At 39.8% G+C, this 24,672-nt stretch carries 20 protein-coding genes and 1 CRISPR repeat array; of the genes, 3 read left to right on the plus strand and 17 right to left on the minus strand.

The features are described 5' to 3' along the window. Positions 1-16 precede the first annotated feature (16 nt). From serA to BVF91_RS12270, 8 genes are all read right to left on the minus strand, one after another. The gene (gene serA / locus BVF91_RS12235) at positions 17-1,618 is read right to left on the minus strand and encodes a phosphoglycerate dehydrogenase (protein ID WP_085113671.1); all 1,602 of its coding nucleotides are present in this window, start codon (positions 1,616-1,618) and stop codon (positions 17-19) included. 22 nt (positions 1,619-1,640) lie between these two features. Further along, a complete protein-coding gene (locus BVF91_RS12240; RefSeq protein ID WP_085113672.1) occupies positions 1,641-2,726 on the minus strand; it encodes a pyridoxal-phosphate-dependent aminotransferase family protein in 1,086 nt (361 codons plus the stop codon). A 126-nt stretch (positions 2,727-2,852) separates the two neighbouring features. After that, a complete protein-coding gene (locus BVF91_RS12245) occupies positions 2,853-3,971 on the minus strand; it encodes a glycerate kinase (RefSeq protein WP_085113673.1) in 1,119 nt (372 codons plus the stop codon). Between the two features lie 262 nt (positions 3,972-4,233). Continuing rightward, complete coding sequence (locus tag BVF91_RS12250) at positions 4,234-5,595, minus strand: S41 family peptidase (protein ID WP_085113674.1); 1,362 nt, start codon at positions 5,593-5,595, stop codon at positions 4,234-4,236. Between the two features lie 93 nt (positions 5,596-5,688). Further along, a complete protein-coding gene (gene thrB / locus BVF91_RS12255) occupies positions 5,689-6,594 on the minus strand; it encodes a homoserine kinase (RefSeq protein ID WP_085113675.1) in 906 nt (301 codons plus the stop codon). After that, positions 6,587-7,642 (minus strand): threonine synthase, encoded by a 1,056-nt coding sequence (thrC, locus tag BVF91_RS12260; RefSeq protein ID WP_085113676.1) that lies wholly within the window; start codon positions 7,640-7,642, stop codon positions 6,587-6,589. Before thrC ends, thrB begins: the two co-directional genes overlap by 8 nt. Then, a complete protein-coding gene (locus BVF91_RS12265; RefSeq protein ID WP_085113677.1) occupies positions 7,642-8,901 on the minus strand; it encodes a homoserine dehydrogenase in 1,260 nt (419 codons plus the stop codon). Before BVF91_RS12265 ends, thrC begins: the two co-directional genes overlap by 1 nt. Positions 8,902-8,931: 30 nt before the next feature. Next, positions 8,932-9,372 (minus strand): ACT domain-containing protein, encoded by a 441-nt coding sequence (locus BVF91_RS12270; protein ID WP_085113678.1) that lies wholly within the window; start codon positions 9,370-9,372, stop codon positions 8,932-8,934. A gap of 201 nt (positions 9,373-9,573) precedes the next feature. Here BVF91_RS12270 and BVF91_RS12275 point away from each other — a divergent pair, with 201 nt between their 5' ends. Beyond that, positions 9,574-10,491 (plus strand): DUF4830 domain-containing protein, encoded by a 918-nt coding sequence (locus BVF91_RS12275; RefSeq protein WP_085113679.1) that lies wholly within the window; start codon positions 9,574-9,576, stop codon positions 10,489-10,491. Positions 10,492-10,498: 7 nt separating this feature from the next. Here BVF91_RS12275 and BVF91_RS12280 read toward each other — a convergent pair whose 3' ends face one another. Continuing rightward, positions 10,499-11,278: an MBL fold metallo-hydrolase gene (locus BVF91_RS12280; protein ID WP_168170216.1), complete on the minus strand. Its 780-nt coding sequence runs from the start codon at positions 11,276-11,278 to the stop codon at positions 10,499-10,501. Positions 11,279-11,671: 393 nt separating this feature from the next. Between BVF91_RS12280 and BVF91_RS12285 the strand changes: the two genes are divergently transcribed. Both BVF91_RS12285 and BVF91_RS12290 read left to right on the plus strand, forming a co-directional pair. Next, complete coding sequence (locus tag BVF91_RS12285; protein WP_085113681.1) at positions 11,672-13,360, plus strand: 2-oxoacid:acceptor oxidoreductase subunit alpha; 1,689 nt, start codon at positions 11,672-11,674, stop codon at positions 13,358-13,360. Positions 13,361-13,380: 20 nt separating this feature from the next. Next, on the plus strand, positions 13,381-14,229 hold the full coding sequence (locus BVF91_RS12290) for a 2-oxoacid:ferredoxin oxidoreductase subunit beta (RefSeq protein ID WP_085113682.1): 849 nt from the start codon (positions 13,381-13,383) through the stop codon (positions 14,227-14,229). A 40-nt stretch (positions 14,230-14,269) separates the two neighbouring features. On the opposite strand, the gene BVF91_RS12295 is transcribed toward BVF91_RS12290, so the two are convergent. The 8 genes from BVF91_RS12295 to BVF91_RS12330 all read right to left on the minus strand — a co-directional run bounded on the left by BVF91_RS12295 (position 14,270) and on the right by BVF91_RS12330 (position 23,508). Then, positions 14,270-16,141: an ABC transporter ATP-binding protein gene (locus BVF91_RS12295; RefSeq protein WP_085113683.1), complete on the minus strand. Its 1,872-nt coding sequence runs from the start codon at positions 16,139-16,141 to the stop codon at positions 14,270-14,272. Next, positions 16,141-18,366 carry an ABC transporter ATP-binding protein gene (locus tag BVF91_RS12300; protein ID WP_085113684.1) on the minus strand — a complete coding sequence of 742 codons (2,226 nt, stop codon included), beginning with the start codon at positions 18,364-18,366 and terminating at the stop codon, positions 16,141-16,143. Before BVF91_RS12300 ends, BVF91_RS12295 begins: the two co-directional genes overlap by 1 nt. After that, on the minus strand, positions 18,360-18,842 hold the full coding sequence (locus BVF91_RS12305; RefSeq protein WP_206199062.1) for a MarR family winged helix-turn-helix transcriptional regulator: 483 nt from the start codon (positions 18,840-18,842) through the stop codon (positions 18,360-18,362). Before BVF91_RS12305 ends, BVF91_RS12300 begins: the two co-directional genes overlap by 7 nt. Positions 18,843-18,978: 136 nt before the next feature. Further along, the gene (locus BVF91_RS12310; protein WP_085113685.1) at positions 18,979-20,547 is read right to left on the minus strand and encodes a ClC family H(+)/Cl(-) exchange transporter; all 1,569 of its coding nucleotides are present in this window, start codon (positions 20,545-20,547) and stop codon (positions 18,979-18,981) included. 171 nt (positions 20,548-20,718) lie between these two features. Further along, on the minus strand, positions 20,719-20,982 hold the full coding sequence (cas2, locus tag BVF91_RS12315; RefSeq protein ID WP_085113686.1) for a CRISPR-associated endonuclease Cas2: 264 nt from the start codon (positions 20,980-20,982) through the stop codon (positions 20,719-20,721). 12 nt (positions 20,983-20,994) lie between these two features. After that, positions 20,995-21,987, minus strand: coding sequence for a type I-B CRISPR-associated endonuclease Cas1b (gene cas1b, locus BVF91_RS12320; protein ID WP_085113687.1), 993 nt, complete (start codon positions 21,985-21,987; stop codon positions 20,995-20,997). Further along, a complete protein-coding gene (gene cas4 / locus BVF91_RS12325) occupies positions 21,984-22,481 on the minus strand; it encodes a CRISPR-associated protein Cas4 (RefSeq protein ID WP_085113688.1) in 498 nt (165 codons plus the stop codon). Before cas4 ends, cas1b begins: the two co-directional genes overlap by 4 nt. A gap of 298 nt (positions 22,482-22,779) precedes the next feature. Further along, positions 22,780-23,508: a copper amine oxidase N-terminal domain-containing protein gene (locus tag BVF91_RS12330; protein WP_085113690.1), complete on the minus strand. Its 729-nt coding sequence runs from the start codon at positions 23,506-23,508 to the stop codon at positions 22,780-22,782. A 99-nt stretch (positions 23,509-23,607) separates the two neighbouring features. After that, a CRISPR array of direct repeats spans positions 23,608-24,637; the repeat unit is 30 nt; unit sequence GTTTCAATTCCTTATAGGTAGGCTAAAAAC. The last annotated feature ends 35 nt before the right edge of the window (positions 24,638-24,672 follow it).

The following is a 24,672-nucleotide window of genomic DNA, read 5'->3' on the forward strand; positions in this document are numbered from 1 at the left end:
GAATGGGAGAGATTTTTTATATCAGATTTTTCACTGCCTTTGCCCTCAATATGCTATTTAGTTTGTTTAATGATTCTACGGCTTCAATAGGGATTTCTCTATCTGTATTAACGATCATGAGAGCAGTCCCGTCGTTTTTATTGGGACTTACATGCATGGAAGATATGTTTATGCCAAAGTCCCCCAATACATTTCCGATGTGTCCAATTACACCTGGCACATCTTTATTTTTAACAAAAAGCATGTACTCTGTAGGCTCAAAGTTAACCCTGTGCCCCAAGTATTCTACGATGCGTATTTCATCGCCATACGTTGTCCCTGAAAATTTATAAGATTCTCCCTTTGTGTCAATCACATTTATGGTGACAAGGCTTGAATAATGATCTATTTCTTCTATCTTGCCATCTATGACTTCTATCCCCATTTCCTTTGCTCTTAGCCTTGCATTCACAATGCTTATGCCTTCTTTCAATGCAGGCTTTAAGAGTCCTTTCAATGCGTGAAGCGTGACGACTTCTGTGTTTAGACCGGATATTTCTCCTCTGTATATTATCTCTACCGTTTTTGCAGGCACATCGCTTATTTGATAGTAAAGTGAACCCATTGCTTCGCAAAGCTTCATGTACGGCTTCAATTCTCCAAATTCATCGGCTTTTACATCAGGAAGGTTTACTATGTTGCCGTAAAGTTTTCCACTTAATGCCGTTATCACTTCTTTTGCTACAGATATGCCTACATTGTTTTGAGCTTCTACAGTTGAAGCACCTAAATGTGGTGTCACAACTACATTTGGAAGCTCTAAAAGCTTATTGTGAAAGTCCTGCTTTTCCCTGTCATAAGACGGTTCAACTTTGAATACGTCCAATGCTGCCGCAGCAACAATCCCTTCTTTGACTGCATCGTACAAAGCTTCTTCATTTATAAGACCGCCTCTTGCGCAATTTACGATTCTCACGCCTTTTTTGACTTTCTTGAATTCCTCATGGCTTATTATGTCAATTGTCTCCTCCGTCTTTGGTGTATGGATAGTTATAAAATCCGATTCTTGCAAAAGCTCGTCAAATGAAACTTTTCTTACGCCAAACTTTTCAAAGCGGCTGTCTGGTATATACGGGTCATACGCAATGACTTTCATATCAAATGATGCAAGCCTTGTGGCAACTAACGAACCTATCCTGCCAAGTCCGATTATGCCTACAGTCTTTCCGCTTAGCTCCACACCTTTAAATTTGTTTCTGCGAAAGTCGCCGTTTTTTGCGCCAATATACGCTTGTGGTATATTTCTGGCAATAGATAGCATAAGTCCAATCGTATGCTCTGCAGCCGATATGATGTTGCCTTCAGGAGTATTTACGACAATTATGCCTTTTTCCGTTGCTGCCAAAAGGTCTATATTATCGACACCGTTGCCTGCCCTTCCTATTACTTTTAAATTCTTTCCTTTTGAGATAAGTTCTTTATCGACATTTGTAACACTTCTCACGACTATTGCATCGTAATCGCCTATGATATTCAAAAGTTCTTCTCGCGATAGATCCAGTTTAAAGTCCACATCCGCATGACTCTTAAGGTACTCCAAGCCGCTTTCGGCTATTCTCTCCGTCACCAATACTTTCACAATAAATCCCCCTTAAACAAAATTAAGATAAATCCGATAATGCGCTTTTTAGTGCATCAAACGTCAAGTCAAGCATTTCATCTGTGACATAGCCCATGTGGCCAATCCTGATTATCTTACCTTTTAAATGCCCTTGTCCACCTGTCACAAGCACGCCTTTTTCTGACATGTGGTTTATTATATCTCCAGCTTTATATCCTTCTGGCACTTCTATTGCCGTCAAAAGATCTGACGATATGGCCTCATCTGGGAAAAGCTTAAGCCCCATGTCTTTTACGGTTTTCCTCACTCTTTCGCCGATTAAGTGCTGATTTTTGTATACTGTGTCCATACCTGTTCGAAGAAGCATGTCTGTGGCTTTTTTTACAGCCATCACAGTGGAAACTGCTGGTGTATATGGATTGTCCGGCTTTTCGTTTTGCACGCCTTTTCTCGCTTTTTTAAGGTCAAAATAATACTTAGGAAGATCAGACTCCTCTGCCATCTGCCACGCTCTCTCGCTTAATGCAACAAAGCTTAATCCCGGCGGAGACATGAGGCACTTCTGTGAACAGGTAATGACCGCATCCAGTCCCCATTCATCCATATCAAGAGGTATGCCGCCTAATGAGCTTACTGCGTCAACTACCATAAGCGCACCATGCTTTTTGGCTACATCAGCTATTGATTTTACGTCATTTGTGACGCCTGTTGACGTCTCATTCTGCGTCACAATCAAAGCCTTGTACTTATGTTTTTTCAAGGCATCGTCTAAAATGTCAAGATGGACTGCATTGCCCCAACCAAAATCGATAATATCAGAATCAAGTCCGTAAGCTTTTGTAATGTCGTAAAACCTCTCTCCAAAATGGCCTATGCTGGCCACCAAGATTTTATCGCCTCTTTTAAAGAGATTCGCCACGACGGCTTCCATGCCGCCTGTACCAGATGACGTCAATGTCAATACATCCATGCTTGTTTTAAATATCTTTTTAAGATTTGAATTAAGATCTGAAAATAATTTAAAATATTCCGGCGTCCTATGGTGATACGGCTGAAGGTGGCATACGTCCAACACTTCCTTAGGCACCATAGTAGGGCCCGGCGTCATGAGAATCCTATTTTTCATAAGCTTCACACCTTTTTAAATATTTATTTAATATGATAAACTATTAAAGAAAAAAATGCAATAGTAAAAAACAAATGTCTACTATAAGTAGACATTATGATATGTATTAGTTTACCTTATACAAATTTAAACAAATAAGCGGATTATGTCCTCCATCCTGTCAGATATAAGCCTTTTGGCATCATGCATGGCTTCATCTATCGTCATAGGTCTATCCACTATGCTAAACAAAGCTGTAACACCTATTTTATAAAGCTCTTTGTATCCACTACCTAAACCGCCTGAGAGGATTATGACTTTCTTGCCATATCTTTGGGCGATTTTCGCTATACCTGCCGGCGCCTTGCCAAACGCAGTTTGAAAGTCTGTGTTGCCTTCGCCTGTTATGACTATGTCGCAAGACTTTATCTTTTCCTCCAGTTTGGCAACCTCCATCACTATCTCTATGCCAGGCCTCATCTTGGCATTTAAAAATGCTATCAAGGCAAACCCCAATCCTCCTGCTGCGCCAGCACCTTTTGTATCTTTAAAGTCCTTTCCAATCGTCTTTTCTACGACTTTTGCATAGTGGTATAAGTTCTTATCAAGGATATTTACCATTTCAGGTGTGGCGCCTTTCTGAGGACCGTAAACGTAAGATGCACCGTTTTCGCCACAAAGAGGATTAACTACATCTGATGCCACTGTGAAGCTGCTTTCGTATATCCTCTTATCCAAGCCGTCTACGTCTATTTTCTTTAACTTTGAAAGATTTCCTCCACCATAAGGTATGTCCTTCCCGTCTTCATCTAAGAGCTTTGCTCCTAAAGCCGCCATCATGCCTGCCCCGCCGTCATTTGTGGCACTGCCGCCTAAGCCTACGATGAATCTGCGGCATCCTGCGTCAAAGGCTTTTCGTATAAGCTGTCCTACACCGTACGTAGTAGTGACTAAAGGATTTCTCATGTCATCTGGCACAAGGTTTAAACCAGACGATGCAGCCATCTCTATGACCGCTGTGCCATCATCTAAGATGCCAAAAAAGCTTTTTACAGTATTGCCAAGAGGGCCTATCACTTCTGTTTCTATGATTTTCCCACCTGATGAAGAAATCAATGCGTCTACTGTACCTTCTCCGCCGTCAGCTATAGGCACTTTTATAATCTCAGCATCTACAACTCTTTCTATACCTTCCGTCATAGCCTCTATGACTTCCTTTGATGACAAACTTCCTTTGTAGGAGTCAGGCGCGACTAATATCTTCACTGTTTCACCACCTGTTTTAACGAAATATCTTTTCCATAATAGTAAATGTTTTGATAAGAAGACAATTTTGGATGAGTGAAGCGACTTGTTGGAAAGCGATAACTAAACTTGGCGAGATCGACGAACGAAAGCAGGGTCGAAGCCAAGGATGGCTGAGACGGGCGCCGAATGTGCCCGGAACCCTGCTGAAGTTCAAGATCGAGCTTTAGTTTAGTCGCTTTTCAACTCTGAGAGCGAACGAATCAAAATTGTCTCCTCTCATTTATTGTTGATTTAAAAGCTCAATAGCCTTGTCAAGCTGTGCATCGTTTTGAAGTGTCAAGCCGTAGAAGTACGAAAGTGCATCGACAGTGCCTCTATCCATGACACCTGTTGCCGGAATGCCTGCGTACTTTTGGAAGCTTATAAGTGCATCGTATGTGTCATTGCCAAAGTACCCATTTGGCTCACCTTTGTAGTAGCCTAAAAGGCTTAAGTACGACTGCAAAAGCTCTACATTGTACCCCGTATCGCCTTTTTTCACATCATCTGTGTATATAAGCTGAGGCAAAAATACTCTGCTGTCCTTCACTTCCACATCAGGTTTAAGCCCTACTCCGTTTATGGAGCGGCCAGATGGAAGCAAATACTTAGCGATTGTAAGCTTCATGCCACTGCCATCAGAAAATGTGTACATCTTCTGTACTGTCCCTTTGCCGTAGGAATTTTCCCCTACAAGGATTCCTGCCTTTGTGTCTTGTATTGCGCCAGATAGTATTTCCGCAGCAGATGCAGTGTTTCCATTTATGAGAACTGCTATCTTGTACTTGGGGTTTTTCAAGTATGAATAGTACGTCTCATTTCCGCCGTTCATAGCCACAGTTACAACAGGCCCTGCCGGCACGAAATATCCAGCCACGTCTACAGCCTCTTGAAGATACCCTCCGGGATTATCCCTTAAATCTATGACAAGCTTATTTATGCCATTTTGATCCATGTAATCAAGAGCCTTTGACACATTTTCATAAGTGTTTCCGTTAAACTCACTTATGCTTATGTATCCAACACCGTTTATTATCTTGTATGTGACAGGATTTATGCTTATTACATCCCTTACAAGCTTGTACTCTAAAGTCTTTCCGTTTGCAAGAAAGTCGATAGTTACAGTTGTTCCCTTATCACCTTTTATGAGGTTTGTGACGTCTGCTATGTCCATGCCTTTTACGTCTTTACCATCGACAGATTCTACTATGTAACCACTTTGTATACCCGCCTTATAAGCTGGAGAACCTTTTATAGTAGATACGACTACTATGTCCTGTCCTCTTTCTTCTACTTCCAAGCCCACTCCTGTAAATGTACCTGAAGTAGACTCCATGAAGGAATTCATCTCATCTTTTGTGAAATATGTGCTGTACTTATCAAGGGAAGATAGTATGCCTTGTATGGCACCTTGTTCCATCTGATCGTACGTGACATCACCTGCATAATTTTCTTTTATAAACTGCATAAATGAGCCTAAATCATTTAGATAACTGCTTATATCGTCTTGTGTTGCTGTTGCAGCAAAAGCCGCCATAGGTGCAGATAAAACAAGTGTCAATACGATTACAAATGCCATAAAAATTGATAAATGCCTCTTCATAAGATAGCCTCCTTAAGAATAATTTACCTTAATTATATCACAAAATTTTTGCTGAATTACATAAATACGAAATAAAGGCCTAATATTAGACCTTTATATGATTGTAGCGCCGTCATTGTCGCACTTTAACTTATAAACGCTACACTCTATGTTTCTATCTTTGTACACTTTCTTTATGGCTTCCTCCACGCGGCTTAAGGCGTTTTTATCGACCATAGCCATCATGGTAGGCCCTGCACCGCTTAAAAATGCAGCATATGCCCCTTTATTCAACGCTTCCTCTATCACATAGTACATCTCTTTAATGAACTCTTTCCTGTACACCTGATGAAGCATATCCTGCGAAGCATATTTAAGCAAATCATATCTGCCTGAAAATATGGACGCTGTAAAAAGGGATGATCTTCCCACGTTAAATACTGCGCTTCTAAATTCGATGATAGACGGCAACACGCCTCTTGCCTTTGAAGTCAAAAGCTCTCTTTTAGGGTAAAAGGCCAAAAACGCAATATTATCGTCCAACTCTTTTTTTACAAAATAAGTCTTTTTCCCATCAAAAGTAGCCACATTGAAGCCGCCGTTTAAAGCAGGCGATACGTTGTCAGCATGGCCTTCCATCGATGAGGCTATATCTAATATCTCATCCCGGCTTAAAGGACTTCCGATTAAGGCATTTGCAGCTACAAGACCACCTACTATAGCTGCTGCACTGCTTCCCAAACCACTTCCCGTCGGAATGCCATTTTTAGACTTTATGTAAAGCCCATCTACAGAAATATTGGCTTTGTCAAAAACTTTTTTGGCCGCCTTATAGACGAGGTTTTCTTCGTTCCGATCTATATTTAAAATGCCTTCCCCTTCAACATCAATTTCAAGTTTATGGCCTTTTATCTCCATGTAGATTTCATTGTAAAGATTTAGCGCAATACCCAGGCAGTCAAACCCAGGACCTAAGTTAGCTGTAGATGCAGGCACCCTCACGCAGACAGACTTAACCATATATTGCACCTTCCAATGATTTTAAGTCAGCATCCACAGTCTTTACGCCTTTCCCGCCTAAGTTTATGGCTGTATCAGGATCTTTAAGCCCGTTTCCTGTCAAGACGCAGACGACTGTATCTCCCTCTTTGAAAAGACCCTCTCTGTACTTCTTTATGACGCCTGCAATAGAAGCACATGAGGCAGGCTCTGCAAAAATCCCTTCCCTCTTAGCAAGGTACGAGTATGCCTCTAATATCTCATCGTCCGTCACCTTGTCTATGAGGCCACCTGATTCGTCCCTTGCAGCGACGGCTTTCTGCCAACTGGCTGGATTGCCGATTCTTATGGCTGTGGCTATCGTCTCAGGATGCTCAAATACCCTGTTTTCTACGATAGGTGCTGCGCCTGCCGCCTGAAATCCTATCATCTTAGGCAGACTACCGATCATGCCATTGCGGTAATACTCTTTAAAGCCCATCCAATACGCCGTAATATTTCCTGCATTGCCAACAGGAAGTGCCAGATAATCAGGAGCCTTCTTAAGCGTATCGCATATTTCAAACGATGATGACTTCTGCCCTTCCAACCTGTACGGGTTTATGGAATTTACTACGGTTATAGGGTGCTTTTTAGATATCTCCCTGACGAGGTTTAATGCGTCATCAAAATTGCCATTTATGGCGACGACTTCTGCACCATAAGCTATCGCCTGAGCCAGTTTGCCTAATGCTATCTTTCCACCTGGAATCAGGACTACGCATTTAAGTCCGGCCTTTGCCGCATAAGCAGCCGCCGACGCAGATGTGTTGCCTGTTGATGCACACACGACAGCCTGTGAACCTTCCTGCTTCGCCATGGACACAGCTACCGTCATGCCTCTATCTTTAAAAGAGCCTGTGGGATTTAGACCTTCATACTTTAAGTAGATCTTTAGCCCCGGAAAATCTTTCTCGATGTTTTCAGCTTCTATAAGGGGTGTATTTCCTTCTTTTAACGTGATTATGTTCTCATCGTCTATTTTAGGCATGTAGCTTCTGTACGACTTTATTATTCCATCCCATTCCATCATTCTTCCCCCTCTACTCTTATTACGCTGGCGACTCTGTCAACCTCTTTTAGCCTTTCTATCTCATCCAATGCACTAAACAGATTCTTTGTCAAGGCATTGTGGGTTATAAGGACTATCTCAGCATATTCTCCCAATACCTCTTTTTGAACGACAGACACTAAGCTTATGCCTTCCTGCCCTAAAACTCCTGTGACTTTGCTCATGACGCCAGGTTTATCAAGTGCTATTATCCTTATATAGTATCTGGATACTGTATCCACGATGTCTTTCATCACTGCATCATCATAGCCGTTTTGAGTAGGTATGTGATTTGCCACATCTATGACATCGGCCACAACTGCACTGGCTGTAGGCATCATGCCGGCGCCTTGTCCGTAGAACATAAGCCTTCCAACCGCATTGCCTTCCACCAAGATGGCATTGTATACACCGTTTACCCCATTTAGCGGGTTTTTCTTTGATATCATGACAGGATGTACCCATGCTTCCAACTTTTCATCTTCGTCAAGCCTGCCAAAAGCTATAAGTTTAATGGTAAAGCCCAATTCATCGGCGTACTTTATGTCCTCTTTTGATATGGTCCTGATGCCTTTTGTATATATATTATCAGGCATGACGTACTTGTTAAACGAAAGTGTGCAAAGGATGGCAAGCTTTCTTTCAGCATCAAACCCATCCACATCGTCTGTAGGGTCCAGCTCAGCATACCCTTTCTGCTGTGCCTCTTTCAATACTCCTTCAAAGCTTAGCCCCCTCGACTTCATCTCTGTCAATATATAGTTGGTGGTTCCATTCAAGATCCCTTTTATCTCGTGTATCTTGTTGGCAGCAAGGCAGCTTTTCAAAGGCCTTATGATAGGTATGCCTCCACCTACTGACGCCTCGTAAAGGAGGTTTACGTTGTTTTCATCTGCCAGCTTTATAAGCTCTTTACCATGTTTTGCAATGACTTCTTTGTTGGCTGTAACGACATTTTTGCCTCTTAATATGGCTTCTTTCATGTACTCCAGTGCTGGGTGCTCTTTCCCCATAACTTCCACAACCACATCTATCTCTGGATCGTCTAAGATGTCGTAGGGATCTATGGTTATTTTGCCCTGTGCTTCTTTGATCCTTTTCTTCTCTGGATCCTTCACAAGTATCTTTTTAATCTCTATCTTCTGGCCAATCTTTTTCTCAATGGCATCCCCATTTTCTTCTATCAGGTGTACAACACCTGAACCGACAGTTCCAAGCCCCATTAAACCTATCTTCACAGCAAATTCCTTCCTCTCTAAAACAATATTTTATTCGCCAAGAATCTCTACTTTTCTGACACCGTGCTCTTCTTCTATTTTCTCTATAAGCTCCTCGATGCCTTTTACCATGTACTGCGTGTCTATGGATATAGAGACACTTGCAACGCCAAGGGACGGCATACTTTGGTTTATAGTTATGACATTGCCCTTCATCATGGCGATTACATCAAGTATTGACGACAGTATCCCTGGCATGTGCTCTAATAAAAGGGACAGGGTCACTATCTTCCCTTTAGAAAATTTGGAATAAGGGAAAATATAGTTTTTGTACTTGTAAAACGCACTTCTGGATAAGCCTGCTTTTTTCACTGCCTCGTTTATGGTCTTAGCTTCACCTGTCTCCAAAAGCTCTTTCGCCAAGATGGTCTTTTTCAATGCTTCAGATAGTACTTCTTCCCTTATGATGTAAAATTTGCTTTCTTCCTGCAAGATTCCGCCCCCTTTCAGCCATGTATCTATATAGTGTACATATATCCATGTATTGTGAACATTTTATCACAGCTTTTTAAAAAAATCAAGTGCAAATTATCTTTTGGACATAAATGTGCCTTAAAAAATTTATAATTTTGTAACGAATTAGCATTTAATTTGTTATATAATATAAGTAAATGTTTTAAAGGGGAGATGAATTTGAAGAAATTTTTGATTTTTGTGTGTATTGCCTTGACGATATTTTTGACTGCTTGTTCTGGCGGCCAATTTAATGTTTATAATGATGATACGAAGTTTTTGCTTAAATACGGCTTTAGCCCTGAGAAAGAATCTCCTTACTTTGATGTGACGATACCTTCAGATTGGAAGATTCAAAGCACATCTATGCCTGTTGGACTTTATTGGACTGAAGTGAATTTTTTGTCGAGAGACATAGGGTATAATATAGAAAAGTACAAGGGTAAGACAGTAAAAGCTGTAATCTACAGGTTGAATGAAAAACTTCCTGGACAGGGTGAAAGCAGCAAGTACACATACCCTGTCAATGCAGTCATCTTACGAGATGGAGAAAATATAATAGGTGCATGGCTTGAATTCAACGCATCAACGCCTCTTTCGCTTAAGAAAAATTACATCGAGACCCTTACAGAAAGGCCTTGGATAGACTGGGTCGCATCCCACGGTTTCCTAAAGCAAATGTCATCACCATCCACAGACAAGCTTACACCTGAAGAACTAATATACGCTTATTTTAATGGCATAAACAAAGGCGACAAAGGCTTAATATATTCAACTCTATCTATCGATGTGCTGCACGATATGCTTTACGTCAATAGGCCTGCAGGCGTCCTTTACAATGCCGATTTTGAGTCAAACAGCCTGGAACTAAATACAAAATCGGCAACTGTATTAAGCATAGATGAAAATAAAAGTTACACACCTTCAAAGAATAGAAATATCTACGAGAGCAAAGAGTACAAAGTGACAGTAAATCTGACGTTAAAAAGTGAAAATAATACATCTATAAGAAGTGGAAGAAATACGTTCTTCTTTATAATAGCAAAGTCAACAAAAGACTCACCGTGGAAGATAGAATCAATAGGAACAGGGCCATAAGGCCCTTTTATATTTCCACAATGTCGCTTTCTTCATACCGCAAAGCCATATTTATCTCGTAGTCTATGCCTTCTTCCTTAAGCGCATCTACAACCGTCTTGTACGCTATCTCTGGTTTGTTGTTGTTTTGGCTTAGATGTCCTAAGTAGATTTTGCCTATCGATTTAAGCTTTATAAACTTCTTTATGGCCTCTGCTGCATCTTTATTGGAAAGATGTCCATGTGGCGAAAGTATTCTTTTCTTTAAAGGCCATGGGTACGTGCCGTTTATCAGCATATCCACGTCGTGATTTGACTCTAATAGCACTACGTCAGAGTCCATTATGTTCGCTGCCACCCCTCTACTTATATACCCTAAATCTGTAGCGATGGTGGCTTTATTCTGACCGCAAAAAAACGAGAAACCTACAGGTTCTGAAGCATCGTGGGACTTTTTAAATGGCCGTATCTTTACATCGCCTAATGTAAAGTCTTCGCCTGTCTTGAAAAATCGCTTGTTGTGAGGCTCAATATCTCCTATAAAGCCTTCCATGGAAGTCCATGTGGCCTCATTGGCATAGATGGGAATATCATACCTTCTGGACAATATGCCTGCGCCTTTTATGTGGTCGTTGTGTTCATGCGTTATCAAAATCGCCGAGATACTGTGGGGATCTACATCTATGTTTAAAAGGCTTTTTTCTATTGTACTGCCGCTTAAGCCTGCGTCCACAAGTATATGTACATCTTTATATCCTATATATGTGGCATTTCCGCTGCTTCCAGATCTAAGTGAACAGAACCTCATAAGATACCCAAAAACGGGGCTACCCCCTTCCAAATTTCATAAGTCCTCTAATATTATATAACAAGTAGAATCCTTTTTCTATGGCAACTTGAAGAAAGTCTGTTTTCAAGACTTATCAACATATAAAATGTGAGCAACTTTTTTCACAGCACTTACACAGTCGTTTTTTGTCTAAAAATAGTACATTCGAGATAAGAGTTTTTAACACAGGACTTATCCACATATGCACATTTACATGTGGATAACTCGTGGGATAATCACAGGCGAATTGTTTTAGCTGTTTTCATCTGTAAAATGTATTTATTTAAAAATAATATTCCATTTTTATTGATAATAATTATCAATAGTGGTATAATTGAATTACAAGATATTGTAAATAAGGGGGACTAATGTATGGACTACAATGTATTGATCGGCGGTGCTGCCGGTCAGGGAATAGACACCTTGTCATACATAATCGAAAAAACCTTGAAAAGATGCGGCTTGTATGTATTTTCCATGAAAGATTACATGTCGCGGGTAAGAGGCGGTCACAACTTCATTCAGGTAAGGTTCGGCGACAAACCGATTCATTCACACGATGAGAAGTTTGATGCCATAATCGCTCTCGATGAAGACACTGTAAATTTGCACTCTAAAAGTTTGAAACCTTCAGGAAAACTCATCTTAGACAAATCCATTTCAGATAACGACACATACTTGTCATTTGATTTTAAAGCAGTTGCAAAAGAGTGCGGCAATCCCCGCGTTTTAGGCACTGCTGCCGTAGGCGTACTGCTTAAACTTTTTGGCATTCCATTAGACGTATCTCATACCGTATTAGACGATGAATTCAAAGGCGATGTGCTTAATGCAAATATAAAGGCTATCGACGCTGGCTACAGCATGGCAAAGCAGATTTTTAACGTGCCGCTTGGAAAAAAGGATGACAACATCTACATAAGCGGCAATGAAGCTATCGCATTGGGAGCTATCGCTGCAGGAGTCAAATTTTACTCAGGATATCCTATGACACCATCTACAAGCGTCATGACCTACATCGCTAAGAAATCGCATGATGCAGGCATAGTAGTTGAGCAAGTAGAAGATGAGATATCTGCCATAAATATGGCATTAGGAGCGTCCTACGCCGGAGTAAGGGCCATGACAGGAAGTTCAGGTGGAGGATTTGCGCTGATGGTGGAAGGCATAAGCTTAGCAGGGATAACAGAAATCCCTATCGTCATAACGGAAGTCCAAAGGCCAGGACCTGCCACAGGCTTTCCAACAAGGACAGAGCAAGGGGATCTAAGGTTCATAATCCATTCAGGCCACGGTGAATTTCCAAAGATGGTGATATCATTAAGAAGCCCTGAAGACGCTTTTTATCAGACTGCAAGGGCATTTAACATAGCAGACAAGTACCAGATACCTGTCATACTTGTAAGCGACCAGTACCTGGCAGACTCTGGTGTGACTGTAAAGCCTTTTGATTTCACTAAGGTGACAATAGAAAGGCATATATCAGGCCATGAAGCATTGGAAAATGGCGTGTATAAGAGGTACAAACTGACACAAAGCGGCATATCACCAAGGATAATACCAGGCAAAGTAGAAGGCGCCACAGTCCTTATAGATAGCGATGAACACGATGAATTTGGCCACATTACAGAGTCGGAAGATGTAAGGGTAAAGATGGTAAATAAGAGGATGAAAAAATTTAAGCTATTAAAAGAAGAAGTTCAAGAGCCCCTATTTATGGGTGCTGAAAATCCAGATATCCTCATAACCTGCTGGGGTTCAACGTACGGCCCTGTAAAAGAAGCAGTAGACATGCTTTTAAAGGATGGAATGTCAGTAGGAGCATTGTCATTTGGCGATATATGGCCATTTCCTACAAAGCTTATAAAAAAGTACGGAAAATTTGCAAAGATGATAATAGACGTCGAGCAAAATGCCACAGCGCAGCTTGACAGCCTTATGAGAGAAAACGCCCTTATAAAGGCAGATGAACACATACTTAAATACGATGGACGCATGATGAGTTCAAGGTACATCTACGAAAGAGTTAGAGAAATGACAAGATCGTCAAGCTTGTATTAAATTGAGAAAGGGATGATTTTATGAACACCGCATTTGAAACCTATGAAACGGCGTGGTGCCCTGGATGTGGAAATTTCGGCATACTTAACGCTTTAAAGGATGCCCTTACTGAGCTTGGCCTAAAGCCACATCAAGTTGTGATAGCATCAGGAATAGGGCAGGCCGCAAAGATGCCACACTACATAAACGTAAACGGGTTTAACGGCCTTCACGGAAGGGCTTTGCCTCCTGCCACAGCCATAAACATCGTAAACAAGGACCTTAAAGTGATAATAGACTCCGGAGACGGCGATACGTACGGTGAAGGCGGAAACCACTTTATACACGCAATAAGGAGAAACGCTAACATTGCCCACTTCGTCCACGACAACCAAATATACGGTTTGACAAAAGGTCAAGCATCACCTACGACGGCAAAAGGTCAAAAGACAAGTTTGCAATTTGATGGCGTAATCTTAGACCCTGTAAAACCAATAAAGCTGGCCCTCACAATGGGAGCTGGATTTGTAGCAAGAAGCTTTTCTGGAAATTATGAACATCTTAAGAAGATGATGAAAGAAGCCATAATGTACGACGGCTACGCTCTTTTAGACATCTTCCAACCATGTGTCACATTTAACAAGGTAAATACGTTTAAATGGTACAATGACAGGGTGTATGAGCTTCCAGACGACTACGACTACACCGATTTAGACAATGCCTTCAAAGTAGCTGATGAGTGGGGCGACAGGATACCGATAGGCATAATATACAAGGTGGAAAAGCCTACGTATATAGATAATATAAGCTTTTTGAAGGATGGTCCACCATTGGTAGATGCTAAATTGGACCCGATGATGGCGGAAAAATACTTAGATGACTTTAGATAATTGAAAAAAAGGAACCATCCAAATGGATGGTTCCTTTTTATTAGCTTGCGACTTCTTCATCTTCAAACTGGCTATTGTAAAGCTTAGCGTAAAATCCGCCTTTTGCAAGAAGCTCTTTGTGGGTGCCTTGCTCTACAATATCGCCGTGATCCATGACAAGTATGAGATCAGCATCTCTAATCGTAGAAAGCCTGTGGGCGATGATGAAACTTGTGCGGTTTTTCATAAGGTTATCCATTGCCTTCTGTATGAGGATCTCTGTACGTGTGTCAACAGAGCTGGTGGCTTCGTCCAGTATCAATATCTTTGGATCTTTAAGTATGGCTCTGGCTATAGTTATAAGCTGTTTCTGCCCCTGTGATACGTTTGATGCTTCTTCGTTTAAAACCATGTTGTAACCATCTGGCAGCGTGTGGACGAAGTGATCTACATGGGCTGCTTTTGCGGCTTTTATGACTTCTTCATCTGTGGCATTTAGATTTCCGTACCTTATATTGTCCATGATGGTGCCGTTGTAAAGCCAAGTATCCTGCAATACCATACCAAACAATGACCTTAAATCGCTTCTGGTAAATTCTCTAATGTCATGTCCATCTATCAATATCCTTCCTGCGTTTACATCGTAAAATCTCATCAGGAGTTTTACCATCGTCGTCTTACCAGCACCTGTTGGTCCCACTATGGCCACTTTTTGACCCGGTTTAATATCGGCTGAGAAGTCGTTTATTATTATCTTATCTGGTTTGTATCCAAAGTGCACGTGATCAAACTGCACATGGCCTTCCACATTTTCAAGTTTTACAGGATGCTCTGTCTCAGGCACTTCTTCTTCCTCGTCTAAGAACTCAAACACCCTCTCGGCACATGCAGCCGTCTGCTGAAGTATATTGGATATGTTAGCGATCTGCGCCAATGGCTGTGTAAATGACCTTACGTACTGAATGAAAGCTTGTATGTCACCGACTTGTATAGTGCCATTTATCACAAGGTAGCTGCCCAATACCACGACGCCTACATATCCTAAGTTGCTTACGGAGTTCATTATAGGCATCATAAGTCCCGTTAAAAACTGGGATTTCCATGCCACATTGTAAAGCTCATTGTTGTACTCGTCAAATTTCTTTACGCTTCTTTCTTCGTAGTTAAATGCCTTCATGACTACGTGTCCGCCGTACATTTCCTCTACATGACCATTAACATGGCCAAGGTAATCCTGCTGCTCTCTAAAGTACTTCTGGGAAAAGCGTACTATAAGAGCGATGATTCCCATTGATACAGGTATCATCAAAAATGTAACACCTGTCATCTCTACGCTTATGGTAAGCATCATTATTAAAGCACCGATTACCGATGTGACAGATGTGATGATCTGTGTAATGCTCTGGTTTAATGTCTGGCTTATTGTATCAACATCATTTGTTATACGGGATAGTATTTCACCGTGGTTTGTGCCGTCAAAGTACTTAAGCGGCATGCGGTTTATCTTCTCCATTATGTCCCGTCTAAACTTGTAGGTGACTTTCATTGCCACGTTTGTCATTATCCAGCCTTGTATATAGCCAAGACCTGAGCTTAAGATGTAAAGGCCTATAAGCAGGAGGATTATTCTGCCAATGTAGTCGAAGTCAATATTTCCTGTACCTGCTATCTTTGCCATGACACCTTCGTAAAGCTTCGTTATAGCCTTGCTGAGTATCTTAGGCCCCGCTATAGACAGTGCTGCACTTCCTGCCGCAAAAAGTATGACGAAAAATATGGAAATCTTGTATTCACCAAGATACTTCATCAATTTCTTCATTGTCCCTTTAAAGTCGTTGGCTTTCTCACCGCCCACCATAGGACCATGGCCGCCCATAGGACCACGCCCTCTCATGACGGGCCGCCTTGGAGTATTTGCGTTTCTTCCATCCATTATGCCAATTCCTCCTTTGAAAGCTGCGAATAAGCGATCTCTCTATACGTCTCGCAGGTTTTCATAAGCTGGTCATGTGTGCCTATTCCAGCTATTTTGCCATCATCTAAAACTATGATCTGATCTGCATTCATTATAGTTGATATGCGCTGTGCTACTATTATGACAGTGCTATTTCCAGTGTACTCCTTTAAAGCCTTTCTCAAAGCCCTATCTGTCTTGAAATCAAGCGCTGAAAAGCTATCGTCAAATATATATATCTCCGGTTTTTTGACAAGGGCCCTTGCGATAGACAGCCTCTGCTTCTGTCCACCTGAAATATTTGTAGCGTCTTGCGAAATTTCGCTGTCATAGCCATTTGGAAGTCTTTCTATAAACTCTGCTGCCTGAGCCACTTCTGCAGCCTTTTTAACTTCTTCATCTGTAGCATTTTCATTGCCGAACTTTATGTTTGACATGACAGTGCCTTTAAAAAGGGAAATCTTCTGAGGCACATAGCCAATCTTTTCCCTTAAATCGTGCTGCTTCACATCCTTTACATCTACGCCGTCTACTAAAACTTGACCTTCTGTGGCATCGTAAAATCTCGGTATCAAATTGACAAGGGTAGACTTTCCGGCACCGGTAGAGCCGATTATAGCTGTAGTCTTGCCTGGCTCTGCTTTAAAAGATATATTCGATATAGCGTATTCCTCTGCTCCATGGTACTTGTATGAAACATTTCTAAATTCAACAACGCCTTTTTGAGTATCGTCAAACTTCTTGCTTTCCTTAGGATCCAAAACAGTAGGCTGTGTCTCCAATACTTCCGCAATACGGGATGCAGATACAGATGCCCTCGGTATCATGATAAACATCATAGACATCATAAGGAAGGCGAATATTATCTGTATAGCGTACTGCATAAATGCCATCATGTCGCCAACCTGCATCGACGAATTGGCAATGTCATGTGCACCTACCCATACAATGAGAAGGGTTATGCCGTTCATTATAAGCATCATGACTGGAAACATAGTGATCATGACGCGGTTTATGAATAGCATCGTATTTGTGATGTCGCGATTTGCCTTATCAAACCTGTTTTCCTCAAACTCTTGAGTATTAAAAGCCCTTATAACCATCATACCAGCCAAATTCTCGCGGGCCACAAGATTTAACCTGTCCACCAACTTCTGCACAGACTTGAATTTAGGCAATGCAATAGAAAACACAGTTGAAACCAACCCTAAAAGCACTATGACTGCCAATGCTATTATCCATGACATCGACGCACTTTTCCCAACGGCTCTTATGACACCGCCTATGCCTATCATAGGAGCGTAGAATATCATCCTTATCATAAAGACGATAAGCATTTGTATCTGGGTTATATCGTTTGTGGTCCTTGTTATCAAAGACGCTGTGGAAAACTTATCAAATTCTTCATTTGAAAAGCTCTCAACTCTCGTAAAGAGCTTCTTCCTTATGTCCCTTGAAAAACCAGCGGCAACTCTGGAACCTAAAAATCCCACCATTATGGAACATGCCGCGCTTAAAAGAGTAATGAGTAGCATTATAAGCCCTGTAGACAAAATGTAATTGGTCTGGATCTTGTCTGTATTTACTCCCAATGATTTATACTCTGACTTTACTGCTGGAGTAGCAGCCTGTATAACCATGTTGTCACCAAGGGAAGTAAACTTCTTATTCATGTCATCAGTTATTTTCTGCCTCTCTGATTCAGGAATCTTTGCAAATAGCGCAAATAGATCGGCATTTGCTGGGATCTTCATGTTGTTAAATGTGATAAATCCGCCTTTAGCGCTTGACTTCATCTTTTCAACACCTGATACAGCCAAGAACGCCTTGCCCATCGGAAGGTTTATCTTGTCTATCTCTGTCTTGTCTATATTCTTCAATACGTATATAGGCTCTTTCTTTAAATCAGGATATTTTTTTACGTACTTATCGTAATCTGAGCTGTTTTTGTCAACTAACACATAATCATTTAATACATTGTTTTTATCACTGTCATTCATAAACAATGTCAGTTTATCCATGGTGCTTTTTCTTATGGCATCCGGCACAGCATTGACAATGCCTCCCTGCTGTATGCCTTGATTCACTATGTTTGACATGTAGTCAGGAAGGGCCAAATCGCTCATTGCCTGAACAAATATAAATAGTATGGCAACAATAGTTATAAAGATGTATGGCTTAAAATATTTCCGTAATTTTAGCATCCATCAAAACCACCTTTCTTAAAATCATCACTACTTTGACCACTGCTTGATTCAATCAATTTCTTAAGGGTATTAAGCCCCTTTACGATATCAGCATGTTCTTCATCTGTCGCTTTGCTCATTATCGTCTCAAATCTTTCATAAATATTCTTAAAGCTTTCTTTAGACCTCTTTTTGAAATCCTCGTCTACCTTCACATAGACAACCCTCCTGTCATCGCTGCTCCTTACTCTCTTTACCATGCCTTGCTTCTCCAGCCTGTCTACTATGCCTGAGACAGTGCTGCTTGATAGCCCCATCTTTTCACTTAAATCGCTTATCTTCATCTCTCCATGGTGCATAAGGATTCCGATGATCATGCCTTGAGGTCCTGTTATCTTAAGATCCTTAAACTCGCTTTCCATGTTTTTGTGAATCATGTTCATTATTGACTTTAAAGTCTTTAAAACATCTATTCTTTCGTTGTACTCCTTCAAAAATTCTTCACCTTCTTTCAACATTTCAAAACCGTATATTTTGTACACAAATATTTCGTATGCTAAATAATTATATCGCCGCAAAATAAAAAAGTCAATAGGCTTTCTGAAAATCCCATTAACTTTTTTTCATAATTTATATTTCAGTCATCTTCCTTATATTGTTTTTTATGTTTACAACATCTTTTTCATTCCCCAGCAAGACTATATAATCACCAGCCAGTATCTTCGTATTTCCTTTTGGTATTATCTCCTTCCCACCTCTTTTTATTCCAACCACAAGACAACTATGAGGCCATTCTATGTCTTTTAATTTTTTGCCATCTACAAAAGACCCGACAGCAACAGGCATCTCAAATAATATTTTAGCCGCATCATCACTTTCATCGACATTAGCCACGTTCACTCTGCTTTTTATTATCCTATCAAGCAGCGATTCATATATTGGTTCATTTCCGTAAAAGCCAGATACAATGTAAGCCGTTATGGATACAGTGCTTAAAGCAAGCAAATGGCTAAATGAACCTGTCATCTCCGTAACTAAGAGGCTTCCTGTTATAGGGGCCCTTACGATAGCAGCAAAATATCCAGCCATAGCTAACACAACAAAGTCCTTTAGGTATATGCTATTTATATTAAAGGCATGAATGATAGTTATGCCGTATAAATTGCCTATAAGCGCACCTATTGCAAGAAGTGGCATGAATATGCCTCCCGGCACTCCAGACCCATAGCTTATGATTGTAAAAAGGAATTTAGATATAAGCAATATGGCAACAAATACAAATCCTAAATCCGCACCACTTATCTTATCTACAAGGCTTTCGCCACCGCCAAGCACCATTGGCAGAAAAAACCCTACAATGACTGATAGCAAAAGAGGAATAAAGATCTTCAATTGGGGTATTTTTACATATTTATTGTACAGATCTTGCGATTTTAGAAGCGATTTGTTGAATATGATACCTCCAAAACCTATTATCACTCCCAAAAGCAGCAGATAAAAATATTGAGAAAACGGAACAATCGGCATATTAGCAATATCAAATACCGTCTTAAGTCCCAAAAAAGTATCTGTAATATATGTCGCAGTAAGGGATGATACCATTGATGACACAAGAACGATTGGAGAAAAATTTTTATGAAGCTCCTCCAAAGAAAATATAACCCCCGCTAACGGTGCATTGAACGCTGCAGCTAAACCAGCACCAGCGCCGCAAGTTATAAGGTACTTCTCCTCAAAGCGCATCCTTTTTAACGACCTGCTGACACCTTGACCTAAAGATGCGCCAAGCTGGACACATGGACCTTCCCGTCCTAAAGACAGCCCAGCACCGATCATCAATATCGTACCTACAAACTTCATAATGAATATTTTAAGCCAGTTTAATTTAAAATAGCCTATAATCGTCCCTTCCACCTGCGGTATGCCGCTGCCACTGATCATAGGCTCCAATTTAAGTATATAATTTGTAAACAAACCTAATGCAACTAAAAATATGAGCCATATAGGCAAAAGATAAATCTTCGTTTCCAAAACTCTGTATACATCCAAAAGATAGATACCAGCTTTTTCTAATACAAACCTTAAAGCTGATACAACCAACCCTATCAAAACTCCAACAACTATCCCTTCTAATATCAATCTGTCTTTGAAATTTTCCCTGTTTTTAAACATTTCATAAATATGACTGCTACTTTCCATCAGTCCGCCTCCCATACGTTTCATAAAAAAATTATACAACAAATTTATATATATGTTAAGAGATAATCTAGGACAAAAACCTTCCCTATGGCGCCAGTGGAAAGCAAAAATATCACCAAATATCTCTTGATGTTACCCAAAAAATAATAAATAGCGATTTCCTTTGGCAGCTCATACAAACAAGCTTTCTCCACCTTTTTCAAGCCCTATTATCTCTCTATCTGAATACTTAGTAGTTCTCAAAATATATATGATTACTGAATCCTCCTCCTTGTCGATTATCTTTGAGATCTCACTCTTTAGTTTTCTAAAATTTGCATCAGATATTTCACCTTCCAAAACTGAATTTTGTACCCAATTTAGGTACTTTCTGCACGTCTTCAGAACCTTATTTACCCTTTTCTCATTTACATCATATACTAGTATGATAAACATAATATCACCCTTTTACCATTGAGCAACAAATGGCGTGTACTCTTGTTCTTCCATAAGATGTTTTTCCAGTTTGTAAAGCTCAAGCCTTATAAGCCTGCGGTATGAAACATTATTGCCTAACGATCTATGATTTATCGTGGTCTTTAGTTTATTCTCGTATTCCTCTATGAATGCCATCTTCGCTCTATCTTTAAGCAAGAGCCCTTCTGCATCTTGGTCAAAATCATCTTTTTTGATGATATTTTTACTCACAACTGTAAATATGACTCTATCTACAATAATAGGTTTAAATATCTCTGAAACGTCTAAGTTTAGTGTAAATCTTCGGAAGTTCGTGGAGTGCAAATACCCTATCCTTGGGTCCAAATGTGTCTTATAAACTTCGCTTAGTACTGTTGTGTACATAAGAGAATTTCCAAAGCTTATAAGGACATTTAGAGAATTTTTTGGCGGTCTTTTGCTTCTTACATCAAACTCAAAATCACTATTTCCTAATATCTCATCAAATGATTTATAGTAATACTCCCTTATATTTCCCTCAATAGCCATAAGCTCATTTACATCAGATGTTCCAGCTATCAGATCTCCTAATCTTTCTATAGCATAAATGATGTCATCCAAGTTTTTGCCTCGGTTTTGATAGTACTTTAAAACTTGACGGATGTTTCTATATGCACCTTCTACAAATCTTTGCGCTATAAATAGACGTTTCTTCTCATCAATATAATTTTCCGCTTGCTTTAATATCATGTAGCCAGAGTTTAAATGCTCTCTCGGATAAAATGACCCTATGTAGTAGCCGTAGTGGTTGAAGAAGTGAAGTATTATCTCCGATTGTGAGATAAACTCCAAAAATCTTTTGTTGAGACTAATTTCGCCAAAAATCATTATTTCAGAAGTATTTTCAACCGGTATAAACTTCCTGCCGTTTTCTCCTTCAAAATACAATGTGTTGTCTTTTCTATGCAATTCTCCGTCTGAAAAAATATAAACAGGCTTTTTCATGATAAGCAAAACTCCTTATATCCACAATTTTTGCAGTAAGGTATTTTCTTAAAAGCCGGCGCCTTGTCCATATTTATAATATCTCTTATTTCATTTATAGCACTTACAACTTCCATCTCCGACTCACTGGTAAGACGCACATCAATCTTTTTTCTCTCATCGGGGAAAAAAAGCTGCCCCTTCGCATCAATGCCACTTTGCTTCAATTTGTACAAATAAAAAAGAAGCTGAAGTCTGGCACTCTCTACAGCTTTTGAGCTTTTCTTTATCTCGCCCACTAACAAATTGCCATTGTCATTTCTCACAAGATCTATGACGACATTCTCAAAATTTATCTTCTTCCTGTCCCTGTCATAAGATATGTCATCGATCAAGCGTCCCATCTCAATGTATGGATGCTCTTGGTCAGGAATTATCTGATGAGCCATAAGCCATACCTGCCTTTTGCAAATGTTGTAGCTTTGCACAAGTGAGCCTGTAACTTCTTCATACATAATATCACCTTTTTAAGTGTTCTCTCATTCGCCATGCCACTTTTCCTATCTGGTCAAATGAAATTCCCACAATCTCGCCATCATTTTATATAAACTCCATCAGGAAGCCGCAAGAATCTTCCCCTCCACAACATAAATAGGCTAAAATGAGTAATTATATTGTAGTTCCAATTTATTATAAGTAGTCTAAAAACTGCAAACTCAGGGATTTATTACAGCAAATCATAAATGTGAAAAAAGCACAAGGTGTAGCAGTGCCCGACTGGAAAACTTTATCTAAACGTAAGTAAGTAACTTCCTAATTAATCAAGGAAGTTATTTGCTGTTTAAGCCAATTTTGTAGGTCAGAGGCAGCACCTATATGTTTTGCTACAGCATATTCAAAAGTGTATGCCTGAAGTTCTCTGTTGTTAGTATCAGTACTTATAGGAATAATGCTTCCTGAACAAATGGTACTTTCATGGAATGCTTCATGTGCTAAAGTTAAAGCTGTGTACTCAGTACCCCAAGTATTAGAAGCAGATACGGTTTGGCTAACATTATCAGAATTGAAATATACAGTGTGTGTCATGCTGTCAGTCCATGCACCTATATTATCATCTTTATATGGTTGTTCATCTATTTCTGGAATGTATGCACAAACAAATCTGTACACAGTGTTATCTTTTTCTTTAAGTAAATCTAAAGCTTTTTGTAGTACATCTTTGAATTCTGGTGTTACAGAATCTCCTATTTTAGGTTCTGTAACAGTACCGGAACAGTACGTGTTCCAAAAAGTATCGACTGTATGAGCCTCTAAAGTTTCTCTTGGCATATCCACTGTTACGGTTTGTGTATCTCCATCCCAGTTGACTTTAGCACCAAGAGATTCAGATATTACACGTATCGGTACTAACGTTGTACCATTTACTATTTGTGGTGGTACGTCTGTACTGACTTGCTGTCCATTGATTACTAACTTTATATACGGTACAGCATATACATTTACAAATAAAAACAGTACAATTATCCCGATAGATACTATCAATTTGTATTTATTTTCTAAACATAAGACCCCTCCCTTTCAATCCTTTACATATAAGCTAAAAACAGTATGTACCTTTACCATTGGTTGTTTGATTCCATGGTTTCAATTCCTTATAGGTAGGCTAAAAACGAAGCAAATACTCAATATTGTGTTGTTATAGAAAGGTTTCAATTCCTTATAGGTAGGCTAAAAACTTATCATCAAGTAGTTAAAAATAATTTACCTGACAAGTTTCAATTCCTTATAGGTAGGCTAAAAACTCTACATTTTGTACTTTATTACGTTGTTCTTCAAGAGTTTCAATTCCTTATAGGTAGGCTAAAAACACTAGCATCATTCAGCACCTCCTAAAAGCCTACGAGGTTTCAATTCCTTATAGGTAGGCTAAAAACACAATGTCCCTTCATATTGTTTTAAATTTACATTTTTGTTTCAATTCCTTATAGGTAGGCTAAAAACCGCAGATAAGAGAGCTTGCTAAAGTATACAGAGCTTTTCCGTTTCAATTCCTTATAGGTAGGCTAAAAACTCTTTAAAAGACTTCTAAAATAAAAGTTTTGGGGGATGTTTCAATTCCTTATAGGTAGGCTAAAAACTTTTCATATAATTTTGAATATTTTGCAATTATACGAAAGTTTCAATTCCTTATAGGTAGGCTAAAAACACCTTTAATGTGTCATTCCCTGTAACCTTCTTAAGTAGTTTCAATTCCTTATAGGTAGGCTAAAAACCTTACAGCCGATAGCCGACAACTTTTTACCGAGATCGTTTCAATTCCTTATAGGTAGGCTAAAAACAAACCACGAAAATAAAGTGAAACAAAAGATAGATAGTTTCAATTCCTTATAGGTAGGCTAAAAACTTGTTATCCACCACGCCTATAACACAACATCTACAATGTTTCAATTCCTTATAGGTAGGCTAAAAACGGCGGTATCCTAACAATGGCCCTGCAAATCCGAAATGCGTTTCAATTCCTTATAGGTAGGCTAAAAACTAACAATTCTTCAGAAGTATACCCTACTACACTATTGTTTCAATTCCTTATAGGTAGGCTAAAAACCTGCGAGAGCTGCTTTAATGACTTGTTCATCACATGGTTTCAATTCCTTATAGGTAGGCTAAAAACCCACCTATCACAAGAGCAGAGGCAGTGGCTCTCAT

It is taken from the genome of Thermoanaerobacterium sp. PSU-2 (genome assembly GCF_002102475.1).
GTDB lineage: Bacteria > Bacillota > Thermoanaerobacteria > Thermoanaerobacterales > Thermoanaerobacteraceae > Thermoanaerobacterium.

Bases quoted from the DNA above. Each gene is read 5' to 3' on its own strand.
- BVF91_RS12240 (WP_085113672.1), bottom strand. From the start codon at position 2,726: ATGAAAAATAGGATTCTCATGACGCCGGGCCCTACTATGGTGCCTAAG.
- BVF91_RS12250 (WP_085113674.1), bottom strand. From the start codon at position 5,595: ATGAAGAGGCATTTATCAATTTTTATGGCATTTGTAATCGTATTGACA.
- thrB (WP_085113675.1), bottom strand. From the start codon at position 6,594: ATGGTTAAGTCTGTCTGCGTGAGGGTGCCTGCATCTACAGCTAACTTA.
- thrC (WP_085113676.1), bottom strand. From the start codon at position 7,642: ATGGAATGGGATGGAATAATAAAGTCGTACAGAAGCTACATGCCTAAA.
- BVF91_RS12280 (WP_168170216.1), bottom strand. From the start codon at position 11,278: ATGAGGTTCTGTTCACTTAGATCTGGAAGCAGCGGAAATGCCACATAT.
- BVF91_RS12285 (WP_085113681.1), top strand. From the start codon at position 11,672: ATGGACTACAATGTATTGATCGGCGGTGCTGCCGGTCAGGGAATAGAC.
- BVF91_RS12290 (WP_085113682.1), top strand. From the start codon at position 13,381: ATGAACACCGCATTTGAAACCTATGAAACGGCGTGGTGCCCTGGATGT.
- BVF91_RS12295 (WP_085113683.1), bottom strand. From the start codon at position 16,141: ATGGATGGAAGAAACGCAAATACTCCAAGGCGGCCCGTCATGAGAGGG.
- BVF91_RS12300 (WP_085113684.1), bottom strand. From the start codon at position 18,366: ATGCTAAAATTACGGAAATATTTTAAGCCATACATCTTTATAACTATT.
- BVF91_RS12310 (WP_085113685.1), bottom strand. From the start codon at position 20,547: ATGGAAAGTAGCAGTCATATTTATGAAATGTTTAAAAACAGGGAAAAT.
- cas2 (WP_085113686.1), bottom strand. From the start codon at position 20,982: ATGTTTATCATACTAGTATATGATGTAAATGAGAAAAGGGTAAATAAG.
- cas1b (WP_085113687.1), bottom strand. From the start codon at position 21,987: ATGAAAAAGCCTGTTTATATTTTTTCAGACGGAGAATTGCATAGAAAA.
- cas4 (WP_085113688.1), bottom strand. From the start codon at position 22,481: ATGTATGAAGAAGTTACAGGCTCACTTGTGCAAAGCTACAACATTTGC.